Source organism: Duganella sp. FT27W, assembly GCF_009295655.1.
In the GTDB taxonomy this organism is placed as follows: domain Bacteria; phylum Pseudomonadota; class Gammaproteobacteria; order Burkholderiales; family Burkholderiaceae_D; genus Rugamonas; species Rugamonas zoogloeoides.
This window is the reverse complement of sequence record NZ_WHIV01000004.1, coordinates 43,843-61,729: the sequence shown is the minus strand read 5'-3', so window position 1 is coordinate 61,729 and position 17,887 is coordinate 43,843. Positions and strand designations below refer to the sequence as shown.

At 59.5% G+C, this 17,887-nt stretch carries 17 protein-coding genes; 13 read left to right on the top strand and 4 right to left on the bottom strand.

Translation table 11 applies throughout. The features are described 5' to 3' along the window. Positions 1–24 precede the first annotated feature (24 nt). Both F8197_RS17500 and F8197_RS17495 read right to left on the bottom strand, forming a co-directional pair. Entirely contained in the window at positions 25–435 is a 411-nt protein-coding gene (locus tag F8197_RS17500; protein WP_056147117.1) for a TerB family tellurite resistance protein, read from the bottom strand. 55 nt (positions 436–490) lie between these two features. Then, complete coding sequence (locus F8197_RS17495) at positions 491–1,447, bottom strand: TerC family protein (RefSeq protein ID WP_056147118.1); 957 nt, start codon at positions 1,445–1,447, stop codon at positions 491–493. A gap of 142 nt (positions 1,448–1,589) precedes the next feature. Between F8197_RS17495 and nhaR the strand changes: the two genes are divergently transcribed. From nhaR to F8197_RS17455, 8 genes are all read left to right on the top strand, one after another. After that, positions 1,590–2,510, top strand: a complete 921-nt coding sequence (gene nhaR / locus F8197_RS17490; protein ID WP_019923250.1) for a transcriptional activator NhaR — start codon at positions 1,590–1,592, stop codon at positions 2,508–2,510. 257 nt (positions 2,511–2,767) lie between these two features. Then, a complete protein-coding gene (locus F8197_RS17485) occupies positions 2,768–3,004 on the top strand; it encodes a hypothetical protein (RefSeq protein ID WP_152882986.1) in 237 nt (78 codons plus the stop codon). A gap of 45 nt (positions 3,005–3,049) precedes the next feature. Then, a complete protein-coding gene (locus tag F8197_RS17480; RefSeq protein WP_152882985.1) occupies positions 3,050–3,592 on the top strand; it encodes an SMI1/KNR4 family protein in 543 nt (180 codons plus the stop codon). Positions 3,593–4,114: 522 nt separating this feature from the next. Beyond that, a complete protein-coding gene (locus tag F8197_RS17475; protein ID WP_152882984.1) occupies positions 4,115–4,657 on the top strand; it encodes a hypothetical protein in 543 nt (180 codons plus the stop codon). 402 nt (positions 4,658–5,059) lie between these two features. After that, positions 5,060–5,533: a hypothetical protein gene (locus tag F8197_RS17470; protein ID WP_152882983.1), complete on the top strand. Its 474-nt coding sequence runs from the start codon at positions 5,060–5,062 to the stop codon at positions 5,531–5,533. A 661-nt stretch (positions 5,534–6,194) separates the two neighbouring features. Further along, on the top strand, positions 6,195–6,554 hold the full coding sequence (locus F8197_RS17465; RefSeq protein ID WP_152882982.1) for a transcriptional repressor: 360 nt from the start codon (positions 6,195–6,197) through the stop codon (positions 6,552–6,554). 93 nt (positions 6,555–6,647) lie between these two features. Beyond that, the gene (locus F8197_RS17460) at positions 6,648–6,998 is read left to right on the top strand and encodes a hypothetical protein (RefSeq protein ID WP_152882981.1); all 351 of its coding nucleotides are present in this window, start codon (positions 6,648–6,650) and stop codon (positions 6,996–6,998) included. Positions 6,999–7,385: 387 nt separating this feature from the next. Beyond that, positions 7,386–7,814 (top strand): hypothetical protein, encoded by a 429-nt coding sequence (locus F8197_RS17455; protein WP_152882980.1) that lies wholly within the window; start codon positions 7,386–7,388, stop codon positions 7,812–7,814. 157 nt (positions 7,815–7,971) lie between these two features. On the opposite strand, the gene F8197_RS17450 is transcribed toward F8197_RS17455, so the two are convergent. Both F8197_RS17450 and F8197_RS17445 read right to left on the bottom strand, forming a co-directional pair. Continuing rightward, positions 7,972–10,650, bottom strand: coding sequence for a bifunctional acetate--CoA ligase family protein/GNAT family N-acetyltransferase (locus tag F8197_RS17450; RefSeq protein ID WP_152882979.1), 2,679 nt, complete (start codon positions 10,648–10,650; stop codon positions 7,972–7,974). 101 nt (positions 10,651–10,751) lie between these two features. Then, entirely contained in the window at positions 10,752–11,207 is a 456-nt protein-coding gene (locus F8197_RS17445; protein WP_056147126.1) for a fasciclin domain-containing protein, read from the bottom strand. Positions 11,208–11,424: 217 nt separating this feature from the next. On the opposite strand from F8197_RS17445, the gene F8197_RS17440 reads away from it, so the two are divergent. From F8197_RS17440 to F8197_RS17420, 5 genes are all read left to right on the top strand, one after another. Further along, positions 11,425–12,105 (top strand): DNA-binding protein, encoded by a 681-nt coding sequence (locus F8197_RS17440; protein WP_056147128.1) that lies wholly within the window; start codon positions 11,425–11,427, stop codon positions 12,103–12,105. A gap of 35 nt (positions 12,106–12,140) precedes the next feature. Further along, positions 12,141–12,806 carry a response regulator gene (locus F8197_RS17435; RefSeq protein ID WP_152882978.1) on the top strand — a complete coding sequence of 222 codons (666 nt, stop codon included), beginning with the start codon at positions 12,141–12,143 and terminating at the stop codon, positions 12,804–12,806. Beyond that, the gene (locus F8197_RS17430; RefSeq protein ID WP_227012306.1) at positions 12,796–14,253 is read left to right on the top strand and encodes an ATP-binding protein; all 1,458 of its coding nucleotides are present in this window, start codon (positions 12,796–12,798) and stop codon (positions 14,251–14,253) included. The genes F8197_RS17435 and F8197_RS17430 overlap by 11 nt, the downstream gene beginning before the upstream one ends. Before the next feature lie 184 nt (positions 14,254–14,437). Beyond that, positions 14,438–14,839, top strand: coding sequence for a YgiW/YdeI family stress tolerance OB fold protein (locus F8197_RS17425; RefSeq protein WP_152882977.1), 402 nt, complete (start codon positions 14,438–14,440; stop codon positions 14,837–14,839). 264 nt (positions 14,840–15,103) lie between these two features. Continuing rightward, a complete protein-coding gene (locus F8197_RS17420; protein ID WP_227012305.1) occupies positions 15,104–17,770 on the top strand; it encodes a TonB-dependent receptor in 2,667 nt (888 codons plus the stop codon). Positions 17,771–17,887 lie beyond the last annotated feature (117 nt).

The following is a 17,887-nucleotide window of genomic DNA, read 5'->3' as shown; positions in this document are numbered from 1 at the left end:
CGGGCAAGCCGCTCGGGGCGTAACTCAGGCTGCGGCTTCTTCCTTGATAAAGCGCGACTCGGCCGACCACATGGCGCAGGCGCGCGCCAGCAGGGTGGCTTCGGCATCGGCCAGCACGCCGTCGGCGTCCGCGATCGCCCACATGGCCCGCAACAGGCGGCGGCGCAGGTCGGGGTCGGTGACTTCGCCGAGCAGGCTGTCGATGGTGGCCGGCGCCAGTTCCACGTGGCCCTGCTTGACCGAGCTGGTAAGCAAGTCGTTGCACAGGTCTTCCAGCAGGCCGTGGAAGGTGTCGATATCGATGTCGATGTGCTCGAGCAGGCGGGTGCGGGTGAGGGCGCGCAGCTCGGACGGCGCCAGTGCGCCATCGACCACCATGGCCAGGGCCACGATACGGCCAGCGGCGCTGGCAGTGTTTTCTTCATAATGTCGCATTGTCTTTTCCTTTTGGTTTGCCGGGCAAGCGGGCTTGCCCGGCATGTTTCAATGGTTACTTCTTACGAGTGGCGTACAGGCTGGCGATGACGCTACCAGCGATCAGCGATGCCACCACGGTCAGCGAAATGTGCACCGGAATGTGGATCCACGGCAGCAGCAGCATTTTCAGACCGATGAAGCAGAGCACCAGGGCGAGGCCATATTTGAGCAAGTGGAAACGGTCAGCCACGTCTGCCAGCAGGAAGTACAGCGCCCGCAAGCCCAAAATCGCAAACATATTCGACGTGAACACGATGAACGGATCGGAAGTGATCGCGAAGATCGCCGGGATCGAATCCACTGCGAAGATCAGGTCGGTCACTTCGATCAGGATCAGCACCAGGAACAGCGTGGTCACGTAGCGCTTGCCATCCTTGCTGACGATGAACTTCTCGCCGTGGTCGCCTTCCGACACCGGCAACACCTTGCGTGCCCACTTGAGCACGGGATTGTTTTTCACGTCCGGTTCTTCATCGACCGCCTTGAGCATTTTCAGGCCGGTGAACAGCAGGAACGCGCCGAACAGGTACAGTATCCACTTGAACTCGTTAACCACCCAGGCGCCTGCCAGGATCATCACGGCCCGCATCACGATCGCACCGAGCACGCCGTAGATCAGCACGCGGCGCTGGTATTCGGGCTTGACGCCAAACGCGGTAAAGATCAGCAGGAAGATAAACACGTTATCGACCGACAGCGCTTTCTCGATCAGGTAGCCGGACAGGAACTCGAGCGACTTTTGCTCGGCGATCTCCGGGCCGACCGTGCCTTTCAGGTAGTACCAGAGGCCCGCATTGAACAGCAGCGCCAGGCTGAACCAGCCCAGCGACCACGCGCCCGCTTCCTTGATCGACACCTTGTGCGCCTTGTTGCCGCCGAAGACCCACAGGTCCAGCGCCAGCATCACCAGCACGAACGCCACGAACCCGGCCCACATGGGCGCCGTGGCAATATTTTCTAATCCGGTCATTGACGGTCCTCCTTGCATGAAAATAGATGAATGTTTTCGATTAACCCGAAGCCATCATAAGAGCGCACGATTGTTCGTACAATTCGAATATACTTTATGAATTGATCGAAAATATCGATGTATGGAAAAATCGGAGGAATCTATGGCGACGGTATCGGCACTCAACTACAAGCATTTACGCTATTTCTGGATGGTGGCGCGCAGCGGCAGCATCGCCAAGGCGGCCGAGCAGCTGCACCTGACGCCGCAGTCGATCTCGGGGCAGTTGACGGAATTTGCCGATACCTTGGGCGTGGAATTGTTCCGCCGGGTGGGCCGGCGGCTGGAACTGACCGAAACCGGCAACCGCGTGCTGCGCCACGCCGAAGACATCTTCAGCGCTGGCGACGCCTTGCTCGACGTGGTGCGCGACCAGTCGGCCACCAAGGTGGGCAGCTTCCGGGTGGGAGTGTCCGATTCGGTCTCGAAAGCCGTGGCGTGCCGGCTGGTGGCGCCAGCGCTGTCGCTGGCCGAACCCACCCGGCTGATCTGCCGCGAGGGACGGCTGGCGGCGCTGCTGGCCGACATGGCCATCCACCGGCTCGACATGATCATTGCCGACCGCCCCATGCCCAGCCACCTGAGCGTGCGCGGCTACAACCACTTGCTGGGCGAGAGCGAATTGGGCGTGTTCGCCGCGCCGTCGCTGGCGGCCACGCTGACGGGCGAGTTTCCCGCCTGCCTGAACCATATGCCGCTGCTGCTGCCGGGCGAGGATTTCGCCGTACGCGCCAAGCTGATGCAGTGGCTGCACACCCACGTGCCGCGCCTGCACGTGGTGGGCGAGTTCGACGACAGCGCCATGATCAAGGCCTTCGGCGAGTCGGGCGCGGGGCTGTTTTTCGCCCCGGTCGCCATTGCCGAGACCCTGACCGATGCGTTCAACGGCCAGTCCGGCATGGTGCTGGTGGGCACCATCCCGGCGTTGCGCGAGCAGGTGTATGCGATCACGACCGAGCGCCGGCTGAGCCACCCGGCCACACAGGCGATCAGCCAGGCGGCGCGGCAGACGCTCACTTCCTAGAAAGGGACAGAGGTTTCATGAACATAGACCACGTATTTTTGCGCGCAAAATCTAGGGGCAATGGAAGGCTGATGCATCGTGTAATTGGACCAGATTGCCGGGTTTGAATTTACGGTTGCACTGCCATTCGAGGAATACGTAAAGGACTTCGAAGTCCGAACGGCGCACGCATGAATATTGGTCACAAACGGCCAAGAGCGGCCGTTAGATTTTCGGATCAGGTCGAGTAATTAACTAGAAAAATTGTGAGGGTAAAAATGGATCATTCAACCGCGCAGAAGCTTATGGATGCCTACAAAGGCATTGGAGAGGCTCTCAATGGAGCCGATAGCATCATTCGCACACTGCCGGAAGACGAGCGGACTGCGCACTTGCGTGGCCTTGCCGAGATGATGGGACACCTCTGGTTCAAACTTGAACTTCCAGTTGTTCGCGAACACAGAGATCTGGATCCGGATGGCGATCGTTTCCAGAAAAAGTCGGATCAAGAATGATAAGTATGGCCGCTTTGGGGCGACAACGTCGCATCGAGGCAGATCATGAAGTTTTCGCAACGGCAACATGCTATGCTTGAACGACCGGCTGAGAACGGCCAGAAGCAGACCTTCAATTACGGAACCAGTCCACAGATGAATTTCGATGCCATCCTCCGCCAACTTGCGTCTGAAAACGAGGAGCCCGGAACACCGGCAGACGATGCTTTATTTGAACAAGTGGAACGACGCTATCGCATCAATCTACCAGCAGATGTAAAGCGGAACTACCTAATTATGAACGGCTCCCACTGCTACACTTCCGGCTTCGGGTCATGGATGCGATTTTGGCCTTTGGAGGAGTGGCGCCCGGCGATTCAGAAATTCCCCGGCGATACCCTAGTCAGGTCCCTGTCGCGACAGACTTTTGTATGCGCAGACTACGGAATCGGCTGCGTATATTTTGTTATCGACCTTGACGAGCTAGCACCCACGTTTGGCTCTGTCTATGGGCTGGGGGCAACTCGTTTAGGCCTCGCTGCTTCAAGTTTTTCCGAATTCGTAACAAGAGTTGCTGTGGATAGCGACGAATTACACAGCTATGGATAAGGCAAATGAACGTCTGCAACGCGGCGGAAACGACGTGTCGGGCAGACCGTGATGTTTTCGCAACGGCAACATGCTAAGCTGGTCTTACCGGCCGGAAACGGCTACGAGCGGACCCTCGTAGCCAGCCTACGACAGTTAAAAAACGACGTAATTTAAGGGGGATGCAATGGACTTTTTTTCGAAGATTTTTCCTCTTTTTAGCTGTGCCTTGGCTGTAGGCATCTGTTGGTATCGTGAAGCCAATTCTGCCGTAGTGACTTTGAGCATTAAAAAGAAGTACTGGTATGCTGGATTTGAATTGTTGATAGCGCTTATTATTGCAGCGCACTTGGTTAATTGGCTTTACTGATTCCGTTAGTGTCGTAAGCTATTATTTTAGGTGCCGTACACCTTACAGCGGCGCCCAAGTTAAGCAGACGATTGGCTGCTTTCGGCCAAAAGGCGACGTTTGGGGAAGCCTGAGTTGATAAACCAGTGTTGCCCGAAAGCCCTTAATTGGAAGATATTTTGGGTGAATCGTAGATGAGTTTTGACAAAGTACGCGAAGTTTTACACTTGAACGACGGCTCGTTACCTGACATCAATTTTGATTTTGGTCAGGAGCGCGTTGTCGGTGATGTATACGCGCTCATTCAAGGCCGAGCGACTCATCTAGCTTCGGAACATGCATACTACTGGTCAAAAAGTCGAAGCGCGGAGTCTCCAATTCGATTTAGCGAAAACCCGGCGCTCGCGTTCTTGGATGGGGATGCGGAGGGATTTCATGTCGTGTTCAGCGGTCTGCGATCGACGGCTGGGGCGCGGATTCCTGATCTGGGTGTATTCGTGCTGGACGTGGGTTTCATCGCTCTCGATTATAGGATGGGGCTGGAATGGGATGAGCCCGCAATAGTCGGATTGTTTGAAGTAATGCGGGATTTAAAGGCGCTTTCTGAGACGGTCAAGATTTCTCACGTTGGCAACATCTTTGAGTCTGACGAAGGCATACTACTGACCGAATTCAAGAACTGGTTGGACACTGACAATTCGCAGGGAAGGGGCGATAGGTTTGGCAATCACCTATGATCTGAGAGTGCAAGTTCGGCCAGAAGCCGCCACTCGAAAAAATGGTAAGAATTAATGGTTCGACTCGATTGTTCTGGCGTTACATTCGGCTCCCAACTGGACGAGCGGCATTTGTTCGAGTGGGCTATGCAGATTCGGGGCATCCTACGATGGGAGCAAGATACACTTGTGGTGAAATCATTGAACTTGAGTCAAGCCTCTCTAAGAGACTTGGTGGCGCTCTTCTCTCGATACGAGATACCAATGAATCAGCTTGCCCAATTTAGAAATGCCAGAAACGAAGCATGGTTTGCGTCTCCGCAGATGTACTGGCACACAAGAGTTTTTGGAAAGGCTGGAACCGGCCATCAGTAGACCTAAAGGGCGAGGTCGCACAATTTTCATGAAACGTTGGAGATTAAAATGTCTGTCGGGTTGCGCCCATTCCTCATGCTTGTTTCGCTCTCGTTGGCATTGGCATCGATACTATGTCCATTGATCGCGCTAGCGTGTAAAGATCGAATCTATCCGACGACGTTTCCTGCCGTAGAGCTTCAAGCTTATGAGCATGTGTATGTGATTCGGGTGGACCAATTGATTTATGCAGCTTCGTCGGGAGAAGGCCGATATGCCAAGCCTTTCAGCTTCGGGGGGGAAGTCATTCGTGTAATCAAAGGAACGAAGCATGCAGGCGATGTAATTCGCGGAGCCACCAGCACCGGTGAGGAAGCTCATGCGCGCTGCCCAATTTCTTTGGAGTCTGGGAAAACATATTTGTTGATGCTCAATGGCAGCGGATTGACCTACACATTGCCGCGCTACGGATCGCTCTACGTCGCGTCTGACAGGCCCGAGTTTAAAAGCTATCTCTCTGACCTGACAAAGAAATCGCGATAGGTGCTGCATGAAAGTCCCGATTCGGCCAGCAGCAGCCGTTCGAATATTGCTTAACTCACCCATTATCGAAAATAGTGCCGGACTGAATATCCGAAAATAATGAAAAAATCTGCTCGTCTTAATCTTGCACTACAGGCTTTTGAAACCGTCCCTCTCGCCAACAATCCCACACAAGCAATGCTGCAGCTTCGAAATGCGCTTGAGCAGACTGAGCGTCTTCACTCGGGCCTACCAGACTATAAGCTGGACTATGGGTATGCCGGGAATCAGCTTCACGTGTTCTCTTATCATAGCGACAGCCCGTTCTGGAGAACGAGCGATACAGGCAGGCTTATTTGTCAACTGACATCTCACTATGCGGTCTTTGAACCAGACGGTTCCGTAATTATTTTTACGCGAGACGGAGATAACGGAGGGCAGCACGTCTTTTCAAAACCAGCGCTAGCACTACCCTTTCCGAAGAATTTACCGCTTTGGTAGAGTCGTTAATATCCATTTTTTCCAATCATCGTAGTTTGCTCAATAAAAAACCTCCGCTTTGGGACGGTACCGGCCCAGTATGAGATTTATAAGTTTTGCAGATGAGCAAACTGCTATCCTGAAAACCTTCGGCCGTGTTCGGCCAGGAACGGATATTCATGGAAAACATTTGCAGGCCGCGATGACTAAGAAATTGTACGGTGTGGTATTTGGCTCTGCGGCAGACGAAGAATATGAGGGCTTGGCTCATGTCTGGGTGCGTGACGCGAATACTGGATACTGGTTTTCCATGTCTCGTGCTGTCGAATCCGACTGCATTGAAGTCATGGTTTCGGACCAACTCAGCTGTTATGATGAGGTTGACGTAACACTCTCAAAAACTGGAATTCTCGTTCGGCTAAACGATGTAGGAACACAATCGCTCGACGGCCATCGTGAATATGCTATCGAATTTCATCTCGAGAGCGTGGACATAGCTGAAATTAGAGAGACTTTGGAAGTTATTTTCAGGGGGAAATCAGGATTGCTGCTACATGTCTGAACATCACCGCCGCAACCGGCCACAAGCAGACATTGTAGTCGCCGAAATCGCTTTGCTAGAATTTCTTCCATTTAAAGATGTAAGGACAGTTTTATGAGTGAGTTCAAATTTTTGGCAGATGATGTATTTACCATTTGGAACAGGGGTATCGTATTTCGAGGCAAGGTCGTGAGTGGGAGCATTTCTACCGGAGCGCGGGTATTGATTCAATCCCGAAATGCTGAGCTTGAGGCAACAGTGGGGCTAATTTCAGTAGACAGGAATATCGTATCCACTTCAATAACCGGCTCGGAAGTCAACCTGCTTCTGACGGATTTCGAACGTGAGTCGATTAACGAGCGCATCCGGTTACATGCGGATGAATCAGATTGGGACAACGTGCCTTCCATGGAGTGTGACCTCGATATAGATTTGCCCGTCGTTCTCCAGATAAAGGGTGGATGAAAAATCTGTCCGCAGTATCGATGTCTGCCAAAAAGTAAGCGATGTTGGATTCTACCTGTTCCTTCGTGCGCTTGAGCTTAGCCGAGCGTTAGCCACGATGCCCTCCCTTGAATTTCTCCGATAAATTTTTTTAAGGAAGATTACCGCACTACCGCTCTGTAAAATTCTTTTTACAAACGTCGGCTGAGTGGTAGGCAATTTTGCAGGTAATGTCGTTTTTTTGAAGCCGACGCGAGGACGTCCGATTTGGGGCGACTCCCGCCCAGCGTGACAATCGGTGAATTTTTCACACGGGCAAGATGCTATCCTGAGTGCTATTGGCCGAGTTCGGCCAAAACCAGACATCTGCAACTGCATTACTCATAGACCCTCACTAATCAAAAACTGATGACAACAGTTCTTCAAGACGTAGTTAATACCGCGAGACGGGCTGTAGACACCTTTCATGACCGGTCGGGCGGCAGTTTAGATTTCTGTGAGAGTAGTCTTTCAATGGTGGAAGATATGCTCGCGGAAGCCTCAAGCTACATCAGCGAAATGTCCCAGCCTGAGATTTCGAGCTTGGTTCAGCTCCTTGGCTGCTACGTCCTTGAAGTTGCACGCACCACGCATGGAGGCGAGTACGCGTGGCTCGACGAGGCGAGAGGCCCAGTGCTTATTGTCGGCGAACCTACGACGCACATTGCCATTGCCACCTGGGTAAAAGTACGTGGTCGTTTGAGCGGTGACCTTGCCGATAACATCCCGTTTTTCTACCAAGGCTTTGCGGACATGGCCAGTACGCTACCTGCTGGAAAACGTACGCTGTTCGTCTGATTCTACTGCCGTCGAATGACGGCTTCGGGGCGAAAGCGGCCGATCGCCATATTCGGGAGACCTTGAATATCGTGCCAAACTTTATTATTCATCCACACTTATATTCGTGCCGTCTTCGTCACGGCGCCTGGCTCTGAACGCCAGGCGCTCTGCAACCTTACAGCGCCTTGGAGCACAGGCGGAAATCCGGATCATCCTCGTACGGCCGGATCTGGAATCCCAAACTGGCCATCAATTTCAGCATGCCGCTGTTCTTGACCAGCACCAGGCCGTTGAGCTCCTTCAATCCCTTATCGCGCGCCACGTCCATGATCGCCAGCATCAGCCGCGTGCCCAGGCCCTGGCCGCTGAAGCGGTCGTCCACTACCAGCGAGAATTCGCCGCTGCTGTCGTCCGGGTTGGCGATGTAGCGCGATACGCCCAATATCCGTTCGGCTTCGACGAAACCGCCATCGGCGCCCGGAGTGCGCAGGGTTTGCACGGCGACCAGCGCCATTTCGCGGTCGTAGTCGATCAGTGTGTACTTGGCCAGCATCGGCACCGACAGTTCGCGCAGCGATGATGCGAAGCGGTAGTAGCGCGACTTTTCCGACAGGCCGCGCACGAATTCCTGCAGCATGAAGGCGTCGTCGGGCTGCACCGGCCGCAGCGTATATAAACCGCTGCCGCGCAGCGGCCATTGTTGGGTGTAGGCGGCCGGGTAGGGCAGGATGGCCAGGTGGTCGTATTTGTGCGACGACGGCGGCGCGGCATCGATGACGATGCGCGCATCGACTGCCAGCGCGCCGTATTCATCGACGATGAGCGGGTTGATATCGACTTCACGCAGCTGCGGCAGCTCGCACACCATTTCCGATACGCGCAGCAGGATATGTTCGATCGCCTCGCGCTGGGCCGGCGGTGCGCCGCGCCATTCGCCCAGGGTATCGGCGGCGCGCACGCGGCCGATCAGGCGCTGCGCCAGGAACTGGTTCAAGGGCGGCAGCTCGGTGGCGCGGTCGGCGATCAGTTCGATCATGGTGCCGCCGGCGCCAAAGCTGATCGCGGGGCCGAACAGGCGGTCGGTGGACACGCCGATGAACAGCTCGCGGCCATGGCGCTTGCCGGCCATTTTCTGCAAGGTCACACCGTTGATGGTGGCGTCGGGACGCAGGCGGCGCACGGTGGCGAGCATGTCGTCGTAGGTGTCGCGCACGCCGGCGGCGGTGAGCACGTTGAGCGCCACGCCCTGCACGTCGGATTTATGGCTGATGTCGGGCGAGTCGATTTTCATCGCCACCGGGTAGCCGAGCTGGCTGGCGATCAGCACCGCTTCGGTGGCGCTGCGCGCCAGCATGGTGGGCGTGATCGGGATGTGGAACGCAGCCAGCAAGGCTTTCGATTCCATTTCGGTCAGCACCTTGCGGCGTTCGGCCAGCACGCTTTCGATCAAGAGGCGGGCGCCGTCGAGGTCGGGGTCCGCCAGTTGCGACAGCGGTGGCGGGGTTTGATGCAGCAGTTGCTGGTTCTGGTAGAACGACGCGATGTTGGAAAAACCATCGACCGCCGCTTCGGGCGTGCGGAATGTTGCCAGGCCGGCCGTGTTGATCACCTGGCGCGCTTCGATCACCTGGCTGTCGCCCATCCAGCAGGTGAGCAGCGGCTTGCCGAGACCGGCGTTGAGCGCGCTGACGGCACGCGCCACGCCGGCCGGATCGCCACCGAGCTTGGGCGAATAGATGACCAGGATGCCATCGACCTGGCTGTCGCGCGCGCAGGCCAGCACCGCTTCGCGGTAGGCGTCGGCGCTGGCGTCTTCGCCCAGGTCGAGCAGGTTCGACAGCGTGGCGTGCTCCGGCACCAGCGGTCGCAGCGCATCGACGCTGGTGGTGGACAGGTGCGCCAGTTGCAGGCCCAGTTCGTGGATCCAGTCGGCCGCCAGCACGCCGGGACCGCCGCCGTTGGTGACCACGGCCAGCCGTGGCCCCACCGGGCGGTAACGCGACGCCAGGCACTTGGCGGCCGAGAACAGCTGGACGAACGATTTCACACGTACCGCGCCGGTGCGGCGCAGCGCCGCATCGAACACCACGTCGCTGAGCACCATCGCACCCGAGTGGGTCAGCGCCGCCTGCGAGGCGGCGGTGGCGTTGCCCGCCTTGAGCACGATCACTGGCTTGGTATTGGCCGCGCCACGCAGCGCCGACAGGAAGCGGCGCGCATTGGTGAGCCCCTCCATGCAGATCACGATGCTGTGGGTAGCCGGATCGGTGGCGAGAAAATCCAGCGTTTGCGCCAGGTCCACCGCCGTGTTGGGGCCGAGCGAAACGACCGCAGACAACCCCACGGCGTTCTTGTCGGCCCAGTCGAGAATGGCGGTGGTGAGCGCGCCCGATTGCGAGATCAGCGCCAGGCTGCCGGGACGGGCCAGCGGCCCCGCCACGCTGGCGTTCAGGTGCAGGCGCGGGCGCTGGTAGCCGAGGCAGTTGGGACCGAGCAGGTGGATCTCGTGGCGCTTGGCGATGGCGACCAGCGCCGTGGCCAGCGCCGGATCGACGCTCGACGACAGGATCAACGCCGCGCGGCACTGGATGCGGCCGGCCACCTCGAGCGCAAACGCCAACTGGTCGTGCGGCAGCGCGATCACGGCCAGGTCGGCGCGCGACTGCGCCAGGTCGGCCAGGGTGCCGGTCATGCCGATGTCGAGATAGCTGACCGGGCCGGTGAAGCCGCCTTGTTCCAGCTGCGCGCGGATGCTGCGGCCGTACGTGGTCTGGCTGTCCGGCTGGTCATCGCGGCCGGCAAAGACGACGATGGACTTGGGAGCGAACAGCGGGGTGAGGTAGTGGTTATCCATGCGGCGATGATAGCGCAAAAGCCCATAAAAAAACGCCACCCGGTGGGTGGCGAAATCGCTGCGGAGAGGAACTCGCCGGGTACCCCGGCACTACCAGGGAATTATTTTGGCATCAACACGGTGTCGATCACGTGGATCACGCCGTTGTCGGCCGCGATGTCGGTCTTGGTCACGTGAGCCTTGTCGACCATCACCTTGTCGCCCTTGACGGCCACCTTGACCGAGGCGCCTTCGACGGTCTTGACGTCGCCGGACTTCACATCGGCTGCCATCACCTTGCCCGGCACCACGTGGTAGGTCAGCACCTTGGTCAGGGCGGCCTTGTCTTTCAGCAGTGCGTCGAGTTTGGCTTTAGGGATCTTGGCGAACGCCGCATCGGTTGGCGCAAACACGGTGAACGGACCCGGACCTTTCAGGGTGCTTTCCAGGCCGGCCGCCTGCACTGCCGTGACCAGGGTGTTGAAGGAACCGGCCGCTTTCGCGGTATCGACGATGTCTGCTGCCTGGGCGGCGCCGAATGCCATGGTGAACGCTGCTGCCATCAAAAATTTCTTCATTTTCCTGCTCCTTGGAGTGGTGGTTGAACCGGTCTTTGAACCGGCATGTGTGTCAATTTATCCATCAAACTGTGGCATGTATACCGTGCGCAGGGTGAGGATGTGCCGATATCGGTTCAAAGGCGGTTCGATGACTGTTGCAAACTCATCCTATTGCCAATGGGAAAAATGGGTCTTTTCGTTTATATTGGCCGTCTCACCTTATTCGGAGCAAGTCATGGCAAGTGCAGGCATCACCTTCGACGCCGTCGCGGCAGCGGCGGCCGGTTTGCAGGGCAACGGTCAGCCGGTCACCATTGAGACCGTCAGCGCCGCGCTGGGCGAGCCGGCGTCGATCGGCCTGCACAAGCACCTGGCGGCCTGGCGCAGTGCGCAAGCGCAATCTGCGCCGGTGCCCGCGCCGGAAATGCCGGCCGAGCTGGTGGCCGCGCTGGCCGGTTGGGCCAAGCAGTATGCGGACGAGGCGGGCGCCGCCAATCGCGCCGGGCTGGAGCAAACCGGCGGCGACCTCGACGCCTTGCTCGACGCCAGCGCCCAGCTCGAAGCCGAACGCGACACCGTCACCGCCGCCCGCGACGAGGCGCTGGAAATCCTCGCCGAGCGCGACGAACAGATCGAACGCCTGCAGGCCGAACTGCGCAACGCGCGCCAGATCGCCACCGACGCCCTGGTAGGTAAAGCCAAGGATCACCTGGCCATCGAAGGCAAGGACAGCCAGCTGGCCGACCTGCGCGCGCAGCTCGAGCGCAACGTGGCCGCCGCCGCTGCCGATTCCGACCGCCGCCTGGTAGCCGAAATGGAACTGGTGGGCGCGATCACCGCACGCGACAACTTCGCTGCCGAGATCCAGGAACTGCGCGCACGGCTCGATGCCCGCCAGGTACGCGGCATAGGTTAAGACTCCCTTCATCTTCGATCCTCACACTCGCTTCCATGCGCATCCTGTTAGTCGAAGACGACACCTCCCTTGGCGAAACCATCCTGGCCTGGCTGCGGCTCGACCAGCACGCGGTCGACTGGGTGCGCCGGGGCGACTCGGCGCAAACTGCGCTCATGACGCACCGCTACGACTGCGTGCTGCTCGACCGCGGCCTGCCCGGCATCACCGGCGACGCCCTGCTGGCCGAGCTGCGCGGCGCCGGCAACCGCGTGCCCGTGATCCTGATCACCGCCTTCAACGCCCTGGCCGACCGCGTCGAGGGACTGGATCTGGGCGCCGACGACTACCTGGTCAAACCGTTCGAGCTCGAGGAGATGTCGGCCCGCATCCGGGCCGCCGTGCGGCGCGGCGCCGACCAGGTCAGCAACGCGCTGGTGCACGACGACCTGGCGCTCAACCTGGAAACCAAGCAGGCCAGCCTGGCCGGCCAGCCGGTGGCGCTCACCGCGCGCGAATACAACGTGCTGTACGCGCTGATGCTGCGCAAAAACAGCATCGTCTCGCGCGCCCAGATCGAGGAAACCCTGTACGGCTGGGGCGACGAGGTGGAGAGCAACGCCATCGAGGTCTATATCCACAACCTGCGCAAGAAACTCGGCGGCGAGCGCATCGTCACCGTGCGCGGGCTTGGGTACCGGCTCAAGCACGATGGCGACTGAACCGCCGGCCGGAGCCCCGCCAACTGGTACTCCGGCGGCCGGCGCTCCGGCGGCCGGCGCTCCGGCGCCAGCACCAATGCCGCCGCAGCCACCGCAGCGTCCTTGGTCGCTGCGCCGGCGCCTGCTGGCCGCCATCGTGGCTGCCAGCACCGTGCTGTGGCTGGCCAGCCTGGGCATCGTCACGTATATCGCGTGGCACGAAACCAACGACGTGTTCGACGATGCGCTCGAAGAATCGGGCTATATGCTGCTGGCCGCCACCACCGACTGGAACGAGCGCGGCCTGCTGTCGCGCGCGCGTGCAGGCGGCACCAGCGAGCGCAAGGTCGATATGCAGTACCAGATCGTGGTCGATGGCCGCGTCCTGCAACGCACCAGCGGCGCGCCGGCCACACCGTTCGTGGCCGGCTTCGACGACGACCACGGCTTCGCCGACCCGCGCCTGGGCAAGCAGCGCTGGCGCGTGTTCGTGGTGCGCGATGACGAACGTCGCTTCGAAGTACAGGTGGGCCAGTTGCACAAGAAGCGGCTCGACATCCTGGAAGAACTGGCGGAACACCTGTGGCTGCCCGTCGCCGGTTTCCTGGTCTTGCTGGCGCTGGTGTGCTGGCTGCTGATCCACCGCGTGCTCAAACCGTTGCGCCGGACCGCTTCCGCGATTGCCGCCAAGACGCCGCACGACCTGGCGCAGGTGGCAACCGCTGGTCAGCCGCGCGAACTGCTACCCATCGTGCAGGCGCTCAACGGCGTGCTGGGCCGGCTCGATGCTGCCTTGCAGGCCGAACGCCGCTTCACCGCCGACGCTGCGCACGAACTGCGCACGCCGCTGGCCGGCCTGCACATGCACGTGCAGCTGTTGCAGCGCCAGCACCCGGATACCGCGCTGGCGGCGCCGTTCAAAAAGCTGCGCGACGACATTTCCCGTGTGACGGCGCTGGTGGACAGCCTGCTGGCGCTGGCGCGGCTCGACCCGGTCACGCGCGAACAACTGGCGACCGAGGCAGTGCCGCTGGCGCCGCTGTGCGAACAACTGCGCGCCACGCTGGCCGATACCGCCGCCCGGCGTGGCCTCACGCTGGTGCTGCGCTGCGCCGACGCAGTGGCGCAGGCCAATCCGGCCATGCTGCAAATCGCCGTGCGCAATGTGCTCGATAACGCGGTGCGGTATTGCCCGGACGGCGCCCGCATCGAGCTCGATGCCGTGCAGGCGGCCGGGCGTATCGTCATCACGGTGCGCGATAACGGTCCCGGCGTCGATGCGGCCAGCCGCCAGCGCCTGTCCGAGCGGTTCTTCCGCGTGCTTGGACATGAAGCAGGGCAGGGCGGCAGCGGGCTCGGACTGTCGATCGTGCAGCGCATCGTCGAGCTGCATGGCGGCACGCTGGGCTTCGGAGCCGGCCTGGATGGACTTGGCCTCGGGGTGACGTTCGATGTGCCGGCGCATTAAAGGAACCTCGAAAAACCTACTGCGCGGTCCGCTATCGCCGTTCCGTTGCTCAGCGTACCTCCGTACGCTTCCGCTACTCGCGACGATAACGAACCGCTCGCTACGGTTTTTCGAGGTTTCGTTAAGATACGGTTAATGTCCAGTCGGTGTAATGCGTCCAAGCCCATCACGAAAGGACCACACCATGAAACGCTTCATTCAAGTTACCTGCCTGACCGCACTGCTCGCCGGTTCGACCTTCGCCATCGCCCAGTCCGGCGGTTACACCGGCCCGACGTCCAAGCCTGCCGCTACCGGCTACACCGGCCCGTCCAGCGTAGCGATGACCACCGCCAAGGAATTGCTGGCCAACGGCAAGGACGACCAGTACGCCAAGCTCAAGGGCAAACTGACCAGCCACAAGGGCGGCGAAGACTACGAGTTCACCGACGCCAGCGGCAAGATCACGGTGGAAATCGACGCCAAACACTTCCCGCAGGGTGTCAACATCGACCAGAACACCGTGGTCGAACTGACTGGCGAATTCGACAAGGAAACCTTTGGCGAATCGACCTTTGACGTCAAACAGGTCAAGATTGCTCAATAATTGCCAAGAATTTGAGCGGAAACTGTCTCATTTTGACATCAAAAACCGGAGCGCCCGTGCGTTCCGGTTTTTTTTCGCACCCCGCAAAAGCCCGGTTTTGCACGGAAACGGTGCGAAAGACCCTATTGAAATAGTAGTTTCGGTATCGGAGCGCGCAAAAATTTGATTGGTTCAGAAAATCCGCGCTCTCTAAGATGGCACCGGTTGCATTGGGTCATCGGTCCAGTGCACCAACAAAAAAATAGAACACTGGAGAGAGATATCATGAGCGCACACCCAACCGGGCGGCACGCAGCGTCCCCACGCATGCAAATCAAACTGACCGTCGCCATCCTGGCCGGCGCCGGCATCCTGAGCAGCGCTTCGGTCTGGGCGCAGAACGCCCAGGTCGTCGCCGAGCAAGAAGCTGCCGCACCGGTGAGCGCGGTGACCTCGGTCACCGTTACCGGCGTGCGCCGCGCGGCGCAGAGCGCCCAGAACATCAAGAAAAATGCCGACGACGTGATCGACTCCATCGTCGCCGAAGAAGCCGGTAAATTCCCCGACAAAAACGTCGCCGAAATTCTTGGCCGCGTGACCGGCGTGCAGGTCCTGCGCGCGGGCGGCGAGGCCAGCTCCGTGATCATCCGTGGCTTGCCCGGCCTGACCACGCTGCTCAACGGCCGCGAAGTTTACACGGCCAACAACCGCAACCTCTACCTGGCCGATATTCCCACCACCATGCTTTCGCGCATCGACGTCTACAAGACGCAAAGCGCCGAGATGGTGGAGGGCGGTACTGCCGGCGTGATCGACGTGCGCACTGCGCGCCCGTTCGATTTCGCCGGCTTCTCGGGCAACCTGGCCGCGCGCGTGGAAGACCGCGACAAATCGAACACCCGCGACCCGCAGGTATCGGGCATGGCCTCGAACCGCTGGAAAACCGCGTACGGCGACTTCGGCGCGCTGTTCGGCCTGTCGTACCAGCTGGGACGCTACCACGACGAAGCGACGTGGAGTTCGCCACCATCGAATACCGTGACCAGCGACCCCACCATCACCGGTCCGTTCGACGTGGGACACACCAACGGCCGGGGCGAACGGACCCGCTACACCGGCAACTGGGCGTTCCAGTGGCGGCCATCGAACACCGTTGAACTGTACGCGGAAGGCTGGTCCACCCGCATCGATCACGACATGGAACGCCAGTTCATGATCAGCGGCCTGGGCTGGAACGCCGACAGCAAGTACACGCTGTTCCCCGGCACCAAGCAGGTCGATACCGTAACCTCGACCGGCAACCTGAACGCGCTGAGCTCGAACCAGACGCCGCAGGACGATTCGGAAACCCACCAGGCCGCCATTGGCGGACGCTGGAACGTGTCGCCGTCGCTCAAGGTCAGCAGCGAATTCGTACACACCTACAGCAAGTGGAAGCAGGACATGCCGATCATGGAGATGAACGCGCATCCCACCACGATCACGGCCAGCACCTACAAGGACGGCGGCGCTTATTACAACTACCCTGGCTACAACATGCTGGATCCGAACAACTACACGCTCGGCGCCTTCATCGATAACTGGCAGCGCTCGGGCGGCAGTTCGAACGACTGGCGCGGCGACGTCACCTGGAACGCCGGCGAAGAGCACTTCTTCCGCGAGTTCTCGGGTGGCGTACGCCTGGCCAAGCGCAAATCGTCATACCAGCACGAGAGCAACAACTTCCTGGACGTGCCAAGAGCAGGCACTCCGCCAGTCTCAACCTTGCCAGCCGTTTCATCGTTGCCAGGACTGACCTGCCCGTCAATGCCGCTGGCCAACGATTACGGCATGAACCGCTGGCTGGTGATCTGTGAGCAGTACCAGCACGCCAACATCGACGCCTGGCGCAAGCTGTACGGCCGCGAACAGGCCGGCCGGAGCCCTGCCGATCCGTACTCGCTCTACACCAACAGCGAAGACACCAGCGCGTTCTACGGCAAGACCCGCTTCGGCTTCGACGCCGGCCCGGTACCGATCGAAGGTACGCTGGGTGTGCGCGTGGTCAAGACCGACCTCGACGTGAATGGCTTCAGCAACATCGGCGGCAAACAGGTGGCCGTACACCGCAACGTGTCGGACACTGACGTGCTGCCCAACCTGACTCTCAAGGCCAGCCTGACCGACAAACTGATTGCCCGCTTCAACGCCGGCAAGGCGATCCAGCGTCCCAACTTCGGCGATTTCAACCCCGGCGTCTCGCTGGGCACGATCAAGGATAGCCAGGGCAATCTCGCCGGCAGCGGCGGCAACCCGGACCTCAAGCCGGTGACCGGCAAGAACGCCGACATCGCGCTGGAATGGTACTTTGCGCCGACCGGCAGCCTGACCGCCACCGTGTTCAAGCACAAGTTCGAGAACTACATCATCCCCGCGACGGACCTGGAGATGATCGACGGCCAGCCATATCTGATGACCCGTCCGCGTAACGTCAACAAGGGCCAGCTCGAGGGTGTGGAATTCGGCTACCGCCAGTTCTTCGATTTCCTGCCTGGCTGGCTGGGCGGCTTCGGCATGGAAGCGAACTACACGTACCTGAAGGGCCACCTGGTCGATCAGGGCGTGGAAAAGCCGTTCCAGGGCCTGTCCAAAAACTCGTACAACATCGTTGGCCTGTATGAACGCGGACAGTGGTCGGCACGCCTGGCCTACAACTGGCGTAGCAAGTTTGTCGATGTTTTCAACTATCGCAACCTGCCGGCCCCGGTGGGCCCGCTGGACCTGATCGTCGATCCGATCAAGACCGCCGATGCGTCGATCTCGTACCGCGTGACCGACAACCTGGGCTTCACGCTGGACGTGGAAAACCTGCTGAACCGCACGTACCACGACTACCATGGTATCGCCAGCAACCCGCGCGACATCCGCCGTTATGACCGCGTCGTAGGTCTGACCATGCGCCTGAAGTTCTAAGCAGTCATCAGCGTCAAACCAGCGCACTGTGCGGCCTCCAGCCCACAGTGCGTTTTAATTTGCTTGCCACTCATCCACTTTTAAATGATAATAGTTCTCATTTAATTCTGGATGGGC